General features: G+C 50.1%; 12 protein-coding genes and 1 pseudogene. 6 read left to right on the top strand and 7 right to left on the bottom strand.

The genetic code is table 11. The features are described from left to right. Position 1 precedes the first annotated feature (1 nt). Both glnG and NNO03_RS11210 read left to right on the top strand, forming a co-directional pair. Positions 2-1,411 carry a nitrogen regulation protein NR(I) gene (gene glnG / locus NNO03_RS11215; protein ID WP_271449545.1) on the top strand — a complete coding sequence of 470 codons (1,410 nt, stop codon included), beginning with the start codon at positions 2-4 and terminating at the stop codon, positions 1,409-1,411. Between the two features lie 112 nt (positions 1,412-1,523). Continuing rightward, the gene (locus NNO03_RS11210) at positions 1,524-1,634 is read left to right on the top strand and encodes a YshB family small membrane protein (protein WP_086523820.1); all 111 of its coding nucleotides are present in this window, start codon (positions 1,524-1,526) and stop codon (positions 1,632-1,634) included. Positions 1,635-1,723: 89 nt separating this feature from the next. Here NNO03_RS11210 and hemN read toward each other — a convergent pair whose 3' ends face one another. The 3 genes and pseudogenes from hemN to NNO03_RS11195 all read right to left on the bottom strand — a co-directional run bounded on the left by hemN (position 1,724) and on the right by NNO03_RS11195 (position 4,106). Next, on the bottom strand, positions 1,724-3,097 hold the full coding sequence (gene hemN, locus NNO03_RS11205) for an oxygen-independent coproporphyrinogen III oxidase (RefSeq protein WP_271441452.1): 1,374 nt from the start codon (positions 3,095-3,097) through the stop codon (positions 1,724-1,726). Between the two features lie 188 nt (positions 3,098-3,285). After that, on the bottom strand, positions 3,286-3,795 hold the full coding sequence (gene yihI, locus NNO03_RS11200) for a Der GTPase-activating protein YihI (RefSeq protein ID WP_271441489.1): 510 nt from the start codon (positions 3,793-3,795) through the stop codon (positions 3,286-3,288). A 113-nt stretch (positions 3,796-3,908) separates the two neighbouring features. Then, positions 3,909-4,106 (bottom strand): annotated as a pseudogene (locus NNO03_RS11195) (hypothetical protein). 254 nt (positions 4,107-4,360) lie between these two features. Here NNO03_RS11195 and yihA point away from each other — a divergent pair. Next, entirely contained in the window at positions 4,361-4,993 is a 633-nt protein-coding gene (yihA, locus tag NNO03_RS11190; protein WP_103771976.1) for a ribosome biogenesis GTP-binding protein YihA/YsxC, read from the top strand. Between the two features lie 442 nt (positions 4,994-5,435). Here the strand turns inward: yihA and polA are convergent, their stop codons facing one another. Next, entirely contained in the window at positions 5,436-8,222 is a 2,787-nt protein-coding gene (gene polA / locus NNO03_RS11185) for a DNA polymerase I (protein ID WP_271449544.1), read from the bottom strand. A 364-nt stretch (positions 8,223-8,586) separates the two neighbouring features. Between polA and NNO03_RS11180 the strand changes: the two genes are divergently transcribed. Then, complete coding sequence (locus NNO03_RS11180) at positions 8,587-9,522, top strand: acyltransferase (protein ID WP_271449543.1); 936 nt, start codon at positions 8,587-8,589, stop codon at positions 9,520-9,522. A 13-nt stretch (positions 9,523-9,535) separates the two neighbouring features. Here the strand turns inward: NNO03_RS11180 and dsbA are convergent, their stop codons facing one another. The 3 genes from dsbA to NNO03_RS11165 all read right to left on the bottom strand — a co-directional run bounded on the left by dsbA (position 9,536) and on the right by NNO03_RS11165 (position 11,508). After that, a complete protein-coding gene (dsbA, locus tag NNO03_RS11175; protein ID WP_137381405.1) occupies positions 9,536-10,159 on the bottom strand; it encodes a thiol:disulfide interchange protein DsbA in 624 nt (207 codons plus the stop codon). A gap of 16 nt (positions 10,160-10,175) precedes the next feature. After that, entirely contained in the window at positions 10,176-11,162 is a 987-nt protein-coding gene (locus tag NNO03_RS11170; protein WP_271449542.1) for a serine/threonine protein kinase, read from the bottom strand. A gap of 76 nt (positions 11,163-11,238) precedes the next feature. Next, a complete protein-coding gene (locus NNO03_RS11165) occupies positions 11,239-11,508 on the bottom strand; it encodes a YihD family protein (protein WP_003028616.1) in 270 nt (89 codons plus the stop codon). A gap of 69 nt (positions 11,509-11,577) precedes the next feature. Here NNO03_RS11165 and mobA point away from each other — a divergent pair, with 69 nt between their 5' ends. After that, positions 11,578-12,162: a molybdenum cofactor guanylyltransferase MobA gene (mobA, locus tag NNO03_RS11160; protein WP_271442768.1), complete on the top strand. Its 585-nt coding sequence runs from the start codon at positions 11,578-11,580 to the stop codon at positions 12,160-12,162. After that, on the top strand, positions 12,159-12,662 hold the full coding sequence (gene mobB, locus NNO03_RS11155) for a molybdopterin-guanine dinucleotide biosynthesis protein MobB (protein ID WP_271449541.1): 504 nt from the start codon (positions 12,159-12,161) through the stop codon (positions 12,660-12,662). Before mobA ends, mobB begins: the two co-directional genes overlap by 4 nt. The last annotated feature ends 271 nt before the right edge of the window (positions 12,663-12,933 follow it).

Raw genomic sequence — 12,933 nt, 5'->3', positions numbered from 1 at the left:
TATGCAACGAGGAATAGTCTGGGTCGTTGATGACGATAGTTCCATCCGTTGGGTGCTTGAACGTGCGCTCGCAGGGGCAGGACTAAGCTGCACCACATTTGAAAGTGGCAAAGAGGTGCTGGATGCGCTGGCCAGCAAAACACCGGATGTGCTGTTGTCGGATATCCGCATGCCGGGTATGGATGGTCTGACGCTGTTAAAACAGATTAAGCAGCGTCACCCGATGCTTCCGGTCATCATAATGACTGCCCATTCCGATCTGGATGCCGCCGTCAGCGCTTACCAGCAAGGGGCGTTCGACTATCTGCCCAAACCTTTTGATATTGACGAAGCGGTAGCACTGGTCGAGCGCGCCATCAGCCATTATCAGGAACAGCAGCAGCCGCGTAATATTCAGATCAACGGCCCGACCACCGATATCATCGGCGAAGCGCCCGCGATGCAGGATGTATTCCGCATCATTGGCCGCCTCTCCCGCTCGTCAATCAGCGTGCTGATAAATGGAGAGTCCGGGACGGGTAAAGAGCTGGTCGCCCACGCCCTGCACCGCCACAGCCCGCGCGTCAAAGCACCGTTTATCGCGCTTAACATGGCAGCCATTCCGAAAGATTTGATTGAGTCTGAGCTATTTGGCCACGAAAAAGGGGCGTTTACCGGGGCGAATACCATTCGTCAGGGGCGTTTCGAACAGGCTGATGGCGGCACCCTCTTCCTTGATGAAATTGGCGATATGCCGCTGGACGTGCAGACACGCTTGTTGCGCGTATTAGCCGATGGACAGTTTTACCGCGTTGGCGGATACGCGCCCGTAAAGGTAGATGTTCGGATTATCGCGGCCACCCACCAGAACCTGGAACTGCGCGTGCAGGAAGGCAAATTCCGTGAGGATTTGTTCCACCGTCTGAACGTAATTCGCGTTCATTTGCCCCCGCTGCGTGAGCGTCGGGAAGATATCCCCCGTCTGGCACGTCATTTCCTGCAGGAAGCCGCCCGCGAGTTGGGTGTGGAAGCCAAGCAACTCCACCCTGAAACCGAAGCGGCACTTACACGTCTGGCCTGGCCAGGTAACGTTCGTCAGCTTGAAAACACCTGTCGCTGGCTGACCGTAATGGCTGCCGGACAGGAAGTGCTGATTCAGGACTTACCGGCCGAACTGTTTGAAGCCAGCGTGCCCGACGCGCCTTCGCATATGCAGCCAGACAGCTGGGCAACCCTGTTGGCACAGTGGGCAGACCGGGCATTGCGTTCCGGTCATCAAAACTTGCTGTCAGAGGCTCAACCGGAGATGGAGCGGACGCTGTTGACCACCGCGCTACGTCATACCCAGGGGCACAAACAGGAAGCGGCACGTTTGCTCGGCTGGGGGCGTAATACCTTGACGCGCAAGTTAAAAGAACTCGGAATGGAGTGACGAAAAGTCACTGTGTAAAGATTGATAATTGAGCGCAAATTGCTGCTATTTTGCGCTTTACTGTTCCGATGAGTTGAGTATGATCGTGCCCGGCAAACGGGGGGAAGTCATCATGTTGGAATCAATCATTAATCTGCTATCGAGCGGCTCAGTCGACAGCCACACGCCACAAACCGCGGTTGCCGCAGTACTGTGCGCTGCGCTGGTTGGGCTGTTTAGCTGAAGGCGCGCCGGATGGCGCTAACGCTTATCCGGCCTACAGGTTATCGCAACGTGTAGGCCCGGTAAGCAAAGCGCCACCGGACAACGTCATTAAATCACCCGAGAGAACTGCTGCATCCGCGCTTTCTGGCGTAGATAAGCATCAAAGCACATGCAAATATTACGGATCAACAGGCGACCCTTCGGCGTAACCTGAATTCCCTTCTCATCCACATCCACCAGCCCATCTTTCGCCAGTGGTGCCAACAGCTTCAGATCTTCAGCAAAATAATCCGCAAAGTTCAAATCCCATTGCTGTTCCACAGCAGCATAGTCGAGGCGAAAGTTGCAGATCAGCAGCTTAATAACATCCCGACGAATGCAATCATCGCGAGTCAGCGCAATACCGCGCCACAGTGCATTCCCTTGTTCATCAACCTGCTGATAATAGTGTTTCAGCTCTTTTTGGTTCTGTGCGTAGTTGTCGCCAATCATACTGATGGCGGATACGCCCATACCCAGCAAGTCGGTATCGCCCTGGGTGGTATAGCCCTGGAAATTCCGATGCAGAACACCTTCGCGCTGGGCAATTGCCAGTTCGTCGTCCGGGCGAGCGAAGTGATCCATTCCAATGAACTGATAGCCGGTTTCGGTTAGTGAAGAGATGGTTTCCTGCAGGATATCCAACTTTTGCTGTGCGCTGGGCAGGTCAGCATCTTTGATCTTGCGCTGGGCTGCGAAAAGCGTTGGCAGGTGCGCATAGTTAAAGACGCTCAGACGATCTGGATTCAACTCCGCCACCCGCTTCAGGGTGAAAGCAAAGCTTTCCGGCGTCTGTTTTGGCAGGCCGTAAATAAGGTCGATATTCGTCGAGGTGAAACCGATCTCACGCGCATGGTTAAGTAGCGCAAAGATAAATTCCTCGTCCTGCTCACGGTTCACCAGGCGCTGAACTTCTTTGTTGAAGTCCTGCACCCCCATGCTCAGGCGATTAAACCCTTCAGCACGTAAATGATCGAGAACATCCAGCTCGATTTCACGCGGATCCACTTCGATCGAAATTTCGGCATCCGCGTTAAACTGAAAGTTAGCCCGCAGTAGCGTCATTAAGCGGCTGATTTGCGCTTTATTTAAGTAAGTTGGTGTACCGCCACCCCAGTGTAGCTGGCTGACATGCCGTCCAGAAAACAACGGTGCGCGGTGAATAATTTCTTGTTCCAGGGCATCGAGGTATTGATCGGCTTTATGCTGCTGACGGGTCACAATCTTATTGCAGCCACAGAAGTAACACAGTTTATGGCAGAACGGGATGTGAACGTATAACGAAAGTGGGCGCTCAGGGTAACGCGCCACGGCGTGCAAAAACGCTTCTGCACCGTAGTCTTCAGAGAACTCCAGCGCGGTCGGGTACGAGGTATATCGTGGCCCGGAATAGTTATATTTCTGGATCAGGGCCAGGTCCCAGTCTATTAGCTGTTCAGACATGCTCACTCCTTCCGATGGCGTCTCTGGCGGGTACGGCGTACCGGCTTAACCCCAGTGCGGGTGATAAGCCGGTTGCGCAGCCACTTCTGTCGCCGCGACAACCGCTGTAGTTTAACGAATAACCACACCAGATAACATATAACCGGAAGGGTTATAAGCAGGACGGGAAGACCCACGGTGTAAAACCGTTAGTTGCCGCCTTTCAGCAGGCGCATCATATCTTCCTGCTTTTCTTCCTCATCCTCTTCTTCGTCATCCTCGTAAGAGAGACCCAGCTTTTGCATCAGCTCGTCGATGCGATCCAGTTTGGCATCTACCCAGGCCTGATCTTCTGCGCTCAGGGTTTCTCCGGTTTCAAGACGTTCCAGCAGCGCATCCAGGCGCTCATCCGTTTCCAGTAAATCCAACTCAGCCTGTGGTGAAAGCATAGGTTTCTCACTTTTCGGTTTGTGCTGTTTGGTGACTTTTTCGGTCACACCCAATGGAATGGGGGTTTTACTGCCAATACGAGGATCTTTTTGTTTGTTTTGGTTTCCGCCACCTGATGCGCCATCACTACCGGACGCACGGCTACCCGCCGCATGACCACGGTGTTTTTTCTGGCGCTTACGGTCGCGAGCTTCCTGGTTAATTTCTTCGCGTGTTTTACGACGCGCTTTTGCAGGACCTTTACCGCGTGGTGTAGAAGTTGGTTTCATCATGATTCGTCTTTGGCTGTTTTTATTCAGTATATATTTGCGCCGGAATCTAGCAGAAATAAAGAAAAAAGGCGACAGAGTAATCTGTCGCCTTTTTTCCTGACTCTCAACCCTCAGCGGGCTCTACAATCCCTGTCGGCTATCAACACACCCTGTTTTTCCCTTAGCCTGCAACATTCCGTGTTGTTTCCATTTCCTTTTACTAACGTCTCCGGACGTTTGTCTTCCTGACAATCCTGTGTCTTCGCCTCCTGGCGCTCCTGACCCTCATCCTGAGTCGTTTATCCTGTCAGCTTCCTCGCTATGGACACTACTTTACCTTTTTAAGGTAAGCGCACAAGTAAGCCAGGTAACAGTTTCCATTAATCATAATTTCAACAAAACATAATTACATGATTTATATATATTATATTGTTTTTCGCTCTGCCATCTCGCATAGATACTATCGGCAATATCTCACAAAGCACGAGGTTTTTACTTACACTGACCACGCGTCGAAAAACCAGTCTTTTGCTGGTGTTCAGGTATAATCGCTGCAAAGCCTTGATTGATGGAGACGACCACGTTGACTAACTTGAATTATCAACAGACGCATTTTGTGATGAGTGCGCCTGATATTCGCCATTTACCTTCCGATACGGGAATCGAAGTGGCTTTTGCTGGCCGTTCCAACGCAGGCAAATCCAGTGCACTAAATACCCTGACCAATCAAAAGAGTCTGGCGCGTACCTCTAAAACACCTGGCCGTACTCAGCTCATCAACTTGTTTGAAGTTGTGGACGGTAAACGCCTGGTCGACCTGCCAGGTTATGGTTATGCCGAAGTCCCGGAAGAAATGAAGCGTAAATGGCAGCGCGCACTGGCTGAATACCTGGAAAAACGCCAGAGCCTGCAGGGTCTGGTAGTATTAATGGACATTCGTCACCCGCTAAAAGATCTCGACCAGCAGATGATCCTGTGGGCTGTTGAGAGCAACGTTCAGGTTCTGGTTCTACTGACTAAAGCAGATAAGCTGGCCAGTGGTGCCCGGAAAGCACAGCTGAACATGGTACGTGAAGCGGTACTGGCGTTTAATGGCGATGTACAGGTTGAAGCTTTTTCATCACTGAAGAAGCTGGGCGTGGACAAACTGCGTCAGAAGTTGGATAGCTGGTTTAGTGAGCTGGCACCCGTTGAAGAGATGCAGGACGGGGAATAATCCACGGATATGCCGGATGGCGCCGCTGCGCGTCTTATCCGGCCTACAGATCTTTATTTTTGCTCTAAATAATTCGAGTTGCATAAAGGCGGCGACACAGCAAATCCCCAGGAGCTTACATAAGTAAGTGACTGGGGTGAGCAAGGAAGCCAACGCGTATGCAGCTTGAAGTATGACGAGCAAAATAAAAAACGCCCCAGTCATTACTGACTGGGGCGGCTAAAATATTCAGCCAAATCCGATTACGTGAAGTAAAAGGTCTGAAAGATAGAACATCTTACCTCTGTACCCTACGTGAATAACTTTACTCTTTTTTGAGCAGCTCAGAAAGCACTTTTTGTAATTTTTTTTCATTCCCGCCATAGGGATTTCTAATGGACATCACAAAAAGTTCTATCTTATGTTGCTTAGTTACGAAAAAAGCGCGTTATTCAGTAAACCCTTAGTGCGCCTGATCCCAGTTCTCACCACTACCGACTTCCACCAGCAAGGGCACATCAATTTGCGTCTCGTTTTCCATCAGCTGATGGATCTTTTTCGACACGCTTTCCAGATCATCTTTGTGCACTTCAAACACCAGTTCATCGTGTACCTGCATGATCATGCGCACGCGCGGCTGTTCTGTTTGCAGCCACCCATCCACGGCAATCATGGCCCGCTTAATAATATCTGCGGCAGTACCCTGCATCGGAGCGTTAATTGCAGCACGTTCCGCACCGGCACGGCGCGCGCCATTACTGGATTTAATATCCGGTAAATAGAGGCGGCGCCCTTCCAGCGTTTCAACGTAACCTTGCTCTTTTGCCTGTGCACGCGTCCGTTCCATATATTCCAGCACGCCAGGGTAGCGCTCGAAGTAGAGATCCATATACTTCTGTGCTTCTTTACGCGGGATATTCAACTGACGAGCAAGACCGAAAGCACTCATGCCATAGATCAGACCAAAGTTAATGGCTTTTGCGCTACGACGCTGTTCGCTGGTCACTGAATCGAGCGGTAAACCAAAAACTTCTGCCGCCGTTGCACGGTGAATATCTTTTCCTTCGGCAAACGCAGTAAGCAGGCCTTTATCGCGCGAGAGATGCGCCATAATACGCAGCTCGATCTGCGAGTAGTCCGCAGAGACAATCACGTAGTCTTCTGGCGCGATAAATGCCTGACGAATACGACGACCTTCATCGTTACGTACCGGGATATTTTGCAGGTTAGGATCGGTTGAAGACAAACGTCCGGTCGCTGTAACAGCCTGGTGATATGAGGTATGCACACGTCCGGTTTTTGGGTTGATCATCAACGGAAGCTTATCCGTGTAGGTCGACTTCAGTTTTGCTAACCCACGATATTCCAGGATAACTTTTGGCAACGGATAATCCAGCGCTAACTCTTCCAGCACCTCTTCCGACGTTGACGGCGCACCACCCGGTGTTTTCTTCAGCGGCTTGATACCCTGCTTTTCAAACAGAATCGTTTGCAGTTGCTTGGTTGAAGAGAGGTTAAACGCTTCTCCAGCAATCTCGTGCGCTTTTTGCTCAAGCGCATTCAAACGCAACGTCAGCTCTTCTGAGTGTTTGTGCAATACAGCAGGATCGATTTTCACACCGTTGCGCTCAACGCGGGACAGAACCGGGACCAACGGCATATCGATATTTTCGAAGACGTTTAACGGCCCTTTGTGCTTCTGCAGTTCAGGCCACATCTTCAGGTGCAACTGAAGCGTAACATCGGCATCCTCTGCGGCATAACGCCCGGCTTCTTCCAGTGCTATCTGGTTAAAGGTCAGCTGGTTTTTACCTTTCCCGGCAATCTCTTCAAAGGTGATCGTTTTATGTTTCAGCCAGCGATCTGACAGGCTGTCCATATCGTGTCGGCCTGCGACGCTGTTAAGAATGTAGGATTCGAGCATGGTATCAAAGACGATGCCGCGCAGTTCAATCCCGTAATTTGCCAGGATACCGCGATCGTACTTCAGGTTTTGCCCAACTTTATGCGCCTTTTCATCTTCCAACAGTGGCTTCAGTAACGCCAGCGCACGGTCACGAGAAATCTGATCGGGGGCATCCAGGTAATCATGGGCGACAGGAACATACGCAGCCACACCTGGCTCAATGGCAAACGAGAGGCCAACCAGATTCGCGGAGATGTTATCCAGACTGTCAGTTTCTGTATCAAAGGCGAATACGGGGGCTTTTTTCAGCTTCGCAATCCACGCTTCCAGCGTTTCTTCGTCCAGAATCGTCACATAATTATCGTACGAGAGAACCGTGGCAGGTTCCTCAGGTGTTTCATCGACGACGATGGTTTCCTGCGGTTTAGCTGCCGGTTTCGTCCCTTTCGCCTGTAGCCATTTACCGGCTTCAACGTCAGTAACCCAACGTTTGAATTCATACTGTTTAAACAGGTCAAGCAGTTCTTCTGCTGCTGGTTGGCGCACTTCCAGCTGCTCGCAGGTTAATTCCAGCTCAACATCCGTTTTGATAGTAGCCAGCTTATACGAGAGATACGCCACGTCTTTATTCTGCTCGAGTTTGCCTGCCATGGTTTTGGCACCACGGAAGGTAAGCCCTGCTATTTTGTCTGATTCCGCATAGAGGGTATCCAGCCCACCCAAACCCTGAAGCAGCGCCTGAGCCGTTTTTTCACCCACGCCAGGTACACCAGGAATGTTATCGGAGGAGTCACCCATCAGCGCCAGGAAATCAATGATCAGTTCAGGCGGGACACCGTACTTATTCACGACTTCATCCGGACCAAGGATCGTATTAGTCATGGTGTTGATGAGGGTGATGTTCGGCGTCACCAGCTGAGCCATATCTTTATCGCCAGTGCTAATCAGCACCGGACGCCCTACCTTCTCTGCCTCACGTGCCAGCGTACCGATGACATCGTCCGCCTCCACGCCTGAAACAGCCAACAATGGCAACCCCATCGCTTTTACCATCGCATGTAGAGGCTCAATCTGCGCACGTAAATCGTCCGGCATTGGCGGGCGATGCGACTTGTAGTGTTCGAATAATTCATCACGGAAGGTTTTACCCTTAGCGTCGAATACCACCGCAGCATGTGTAGGCTGATATTGCAGAATCAGGCTACGCAGCATGTTGAGAACACCGTACATCGCACCGGTAGGCTCTCCTGCGCTGTTCGTCAGCGGCGGAAACGCGTGGTATGCGCGATACAGGTAAGATGAACCGTCTACAAGGATAAGTGGGTTTTCTGGGATCTGAACCATAATGTCCGTGCCTGTTTATCAGATTATGGGTAAAGGATGCCACAGACGGGATGAAAACATGAGTTTTTCGCCGCATTTGTCGAAAAACTTTTGCAGATCTTCTGCGTTGCTCGCAAAGCGCGCTGTGGATAACTTTGTGAATAAATAATTTTCAGCCCTTTAACTCCAGCAATACAATTTATGAATCATAATAATTTATTATACTTTTCATTACGTTATGTTGATAAGTGGAACTTTATGCCATTTTTTCAGCTTATATCTGGATGTGGATAGATATTACCTTTTTTTCTATTCAGCGAAGATCCATCATTTGGTTCGTTTTCTGATAAAATCAGCCCCTTGCGCCTCATTTAGCGCACTATCTATGGCTAACCTTTTGAATAATTTAATTATGACGAGAATACTCGCTGCGATAACGCTGTTGCTGAGTATCGTATTGACCATATTGGTCACGATTTTTTGTTCTGTGCCGATCATCCTTGCAGGGGTTGTAAAACTCCTTTTGCCCATTCCTGTCGTCTGGCGCAAGGTTTCTGTCTTCTGTAATTTCATGATGTATTGCTGGTGTGAAGGTCTGGCTCTACTGCTGCACCTTAATCCACGATTAAAGTGGGATATCGAAGGACTGGAAGGTCTTAGCAAGAAAAACTGGTACCTGCTCATTTGTAATCATTACAGTTGGGCCGACATCGTTGTACTTTGTGTTCTGTTCCGTAAACACATCCCGATGAATAAATACTTCCTCAAGCAGCAGTTGGCCTGGGTCCCTTTTATTGGTCTGGCGTGTTGGGCTTTGGATATGCCGTTTATGAAACGCTATTCGCGTGGCTATCTGCTCCGCCACCCGGAACGACGCGGTAAAGATGTGGAAACAACGCGCCGTTCCTGCGAGAAATTTCGCGTACATCCGACAACAATTGTGAATTTTGTCGAAGGATCACGTTTTACGGACGAGAAGCGTCAGCAAACCCGTTCACCGTACAGCAATCTGCTTCCGCCCAAGGCGGCAGGCATTGCAATGGCGCTAAACGTTCTGGGGTCACAGTTCGATAAATTGCTGAACGTTACGCTGTGTTATCCAGAAAATAGCCGTCATCCTTTCTACGATATGCTCAGCGGCAAGCTGACACGTATTGTCGTACGAGTGAATCTCGAGCCGATTAGCGAAGAATTGCACGGTGATTACGTTAACGATAAGGCATTTAAACGTCGGTTCCAGCAGTGGCTGAACATGCTCTGGAGCGAGAAAGATACACAATTAAATGCGATTAAAGCCTCAAATAAAAAAGCCGGTCTGTGACCGGCTTTTTCTTTTACTTCTGACCAACCAGGAATTTCACGGTATCAGCATACTGCTGTACAAAGATATCCATGCTGCTGGTATCCATACCCTGCGGGTTCACCTGATATTTGCCATTAACAAACATCGCCGGCACGCCCTGCAGCTGCAAATCAGCTGCCGCTTTTTCCTGCTGGGCAACAAGTGATTTCACCACGAAGCTATTCCATGCCGCATCATAGTCTTCACCTTTAATACCTGCGTCGACGAAGACTTTACGGATATCAGCGACAGACTGAACAGTCTGCGTTTTCTGCACCCCTTCAAACAACGGCACAGTCACCTGATCTTCAACGCCCAATGCCATAGCAACAGCCCATGCCTGCGTCAGATCTTTACCTAGAGGCCCCAAAAACTCGACGTGATACTTAGTCATTTTGGTGCCTTCTGGCAATTTTTTCTTCACGTTATCAGATACGTGAAGGACTTCTTCAAACTGGTAGCAATGCGGGCAGTAGAAGGAGAAAAACTCCAACACCTGCGGTTCACCCGCAACAGGCTTTTCCAGCGTGATGTACTGCTTACCATCCTGGAACTGCGCTGCCGATGCGCTAAAAGCTAAAACCATACCAGCCAGCGCCAGCCATATTTTTTTCATGTTCAAGTTTCTCCGATTAATACATTGGCGTTAATTGTAAGGGGGGCTCTTGCAGAATTTTTGCCTGCTCAATAAAGGTCGCGGTCTGACGCTGCCAATAATCTTCCCCGGTTAACCATGGAAAATTTTTGGGGAAAGCGGGATCAGCCCAACGTCGAATCAGCCAGGCAAGATAATAAACTAAACGCATTGCGCGTAAAGGTTCTATCAGTCCGATTTCAGCGGTGTCAAATTCACTAAACTCTTCATAAGCTTCAATAATAGTTTCAAGCTGCATACGTTGCTCTGCTTTATCACCATTAAGAAGCATCCATAAATCCTGTATTGCAGGACCGTTTCGGGCATCATCCAAATCGACAAACATCGGACCATCGCGCCACAAAATATTACCTGCATGGCAATCACCGTGCAGGCGTAGCGACGCAAAACGCGTATGCCAGCGCTCGGTGACCACCGCAATCAGTGCGTCCGTTGCCTTCAGGAAGGCCGCCTTTTGTCCTGACGGAATGTGCGGTGCGTGCTCAAAAAGCTTACGTGGCTCAGTCAGGTACTCTTCAAGGCCTATAGTGGGGCGAAAGGTAAAAGGTTGTTTGCACCCGGTCTGATGAAGACGACCCAGGTAGCGACCCACGGCCTCCATCTGATCGATGTTGTCGGCTTCAAACTGACGACCACCTACGCTTTGGAAGATTGCATAGTGAAAACCCTGATGGCTCAACAGCGTTTGACCATTCAGAACCAGAGGTGCAGCGACCGGGACGTCATCACGAACCAGTTCCAGGGCAAATTGATGCTCTTCCTGAATCTGATCGACAGACCAACGCTCAGGGCGATAAAACTTCACGACAAAACGTCGACGATCTTCATCCTGGAATTGATAAACACGATTTTCATAGCTGTTTAGCGGGGTAAGACCAGAATCCACGCGGATACCCTGTTCAAACAAGGCATCCATGATGGTATCAGGGTGTAGCGTCTGGAAAGTAAAAGCGTTGTCGTTCATCCCATCATCCAGAAATTACTACGAATGATTCAGGATATCATTTCACAGCGCTTTCGGTGGAGGCGCTTACAAGGTTTTACTCTTTAATTACGCCACGTGCGCGTAGAAGTGCTGTTTTAAAATCTTCTTCATAATCTTTTTGAATGCCTGGGATCACGGCATCTTTCGCTGAGTCACGCATTTTCAGGTGATAGATCAGAATGTCATCAGTTAAATCCGCCAGTTCTCCGTCAAAACCTGACTCTTGCGCCAGTTTCTGTAAAAATTGCATCAGGTTAAGATCGGGTTCTTTCTGCCAGGCCGGCTGGAGGAGTTCAATAACTTCATTCAGACGTTTACATTTCATGGTTGTGCTCCTTACGCTCAATATAGATACGTTAGCAGGGTCAATCCCACATTAAAAGAGGCGATATCAGTGATTCTGGATAGTGCAATAACAGGGGTTGTCCTGGCCGGCGGGAAAGCCAGACGAATGGGTGGAGCAGATAAAGGTTTGCTTGAGCTGGATGGAAAACCCCTTTGGCGATATGTGGCCGACACCCTCGCTTTGCAGGTCGAGACTGTTGTGGTTAACGCTAATCGCCACCAGGATATTTATCAGCAAAGCGGCCTGAAAGTCATCCCCGATGCCCTGGCTGATTATCCTGGTCCATTGGCCGGTATGCTGTCGGTTTTTTTACAGGCAGAAGGGAACTGGTTTCTGTTTTGCCCTTGTGATATGCCCTATATCCCCCATGATCTGGTCGCTCGTTTAAAAGAACAACGCAAATCAGCCCCCGTAGTCTGGGTACATGATGGTGAAAGAGATCACCCGACAATTGCACTGATGAACAGATCAATGCAGCCCCTGCTACAGGATTACCTGCAGTCTGGAGAACGACGCGTGATGGTCTTTATGCGCCAGGCTGGGGGACATCCCGTTGACTTTAGCGATCATAAAGATGCATTCGTGAATGTGAATACACCCGAAGAACTCGCCAGATGGCAGGATAAATCATGATCCCATTACTCGCCATTGCAGCCTGGAGCGGTACGGGGAAAACCACGCTGCTCAAAAAGCTTATCCCGGAACTGTGCGCCAGAGGTATTCGTCCCGGATTGATTAAGCATACACACCACGATATGGATGTCGATAAGCCTGGCAAGGATAGCTATGAGCTACGCAAAGCCGGGGCAGCACAAACGCTGGTTGCCGGCCAACAGCGTTGGGCGTTAATGGTTGAAACACCTGAAGAGCCCGAACTGGACCTGGTCTATCTGGTTAGCCGGATGGATACCTCGACATTAGATATGGTGCTTGTTGAAGGCTTTAAGCATGAACCTGTCGCGAAGATCCTGCTTTTTCGTGAAGGCTGCGGGCATCGTGCAGAAGAGTTAGTTATAGACGAGCATGTTGTCGCAGTTGCTAGTGATGTGCCGCTGGCGGTGGATGTTCCATTGTTAGATATCAACGACATACAGCAACTTACTGAGTTTGTTACGCAATGGGTAAGACAGTAACTGTGGTATTGCCTGCTTGCCTGATGCGCTGCGCTTATCAGGCCTACACCCGGGTAACAACGGCTGCAGGCCGGATAAGGCGGGACGCCGCATCCGGCGGTTTTCACCCCGCACAGACGCAAAAAAGCCCATCCGGCAGGATGGGCTTCTTCACTTATTTGATGCCTGGCAGTTTATGGCGGGCGTCCTGCCCGCCACCCTCCGGGCCGTTNCTGCGCAACGTTCAAATCCGCTCCCGGCGGATTTGTCCTACTCAGGAGAGCGCTCACCG

Origin of the sequence: Citrobacter sp. Igbk 16 (assembly GCF_028069755.1) — a bacterium.
Lineage (GTDB): Bacteria > Pseudomonadota > Gammaproteobacteria > Enterobacterales > Enterobacteriaceae > Citrobacter.
Note: the sequence above shows the minus strand (reverse complement) of the source record. Positions and strands in the feature narration are given on the sequence as shown.

Excerpts from the sequence above, each read along its gene's own strand:
- glnG (WP_271449545.1), top strand. The coding sequence starts at position 2 with ATGCAACGAGGAATAGTCTGGGTCGTTGATGACGATAGTTCCATCCGT.
- NNO03_RS11210 (WP_086523820.1), top strand. The coding sequence starts at position 1,524 with ATGTTGGAATCAATCATTAATCTGCTATCGAGCGGCTCAGTCGACAGC.
- hemN (WP_271441452.1), bottom strand. The coding sequence starts at position 3,097 with ATGTCTGAACAGCTAATAGACTGGGACCTGGCCCTGATCCAGAAATAT.
- yihI (WP_271441489.1), bottom strand. The coding sequence starts at position 3,795 with ATGAAACCAACTTCTACACCACGCGGTAAAGGTCCTGCAAAAGCGCGT.
- polA (WP_271449544.1), bottom strand. The coding sequence starts at position 8,222 with ATGGTTCAGATCCCAGAAAACCCACTTATCCTTGTAGACGGTTCATCT.
- NNO03_RS11180 (WP_271449543.1), top strand. The coding sequence starts at position 8,587 with ATGGCTAACCTTTTGAATAATTTAATTATGACGAGAATACTCGCTGCG.
- dsbA (WP_137381405.1), bottom strand. The coding sequence starts at position 10,159 with ATGAAAAAAATATGGCTGGCGCTGGCTGGTATGGTTTTAGCTTTTAGC.
- NNO03_RS11170 (WP_271449542.1), bottom strand. The coding sequence starts at position 11,162 with ATGAACGACAACGCTTTTACTTTCCAGACGCTACACCCTGATACCATC.
- NNO03_RS11165 (WP_003028616.1), bottom strand. The coding sequence starts at position 11,508 with ATGAAATGTAAACGTCTGAATGAAGTTATTGAACTCCTCCAGCCGGCC.
- mobB (WP_271449541.1), top strand. The coding sequence starts at position 12,159 with ATGATCCCATTACTCGCCATTGCAGCCTGGAGCGGTACGGGGAAAACC.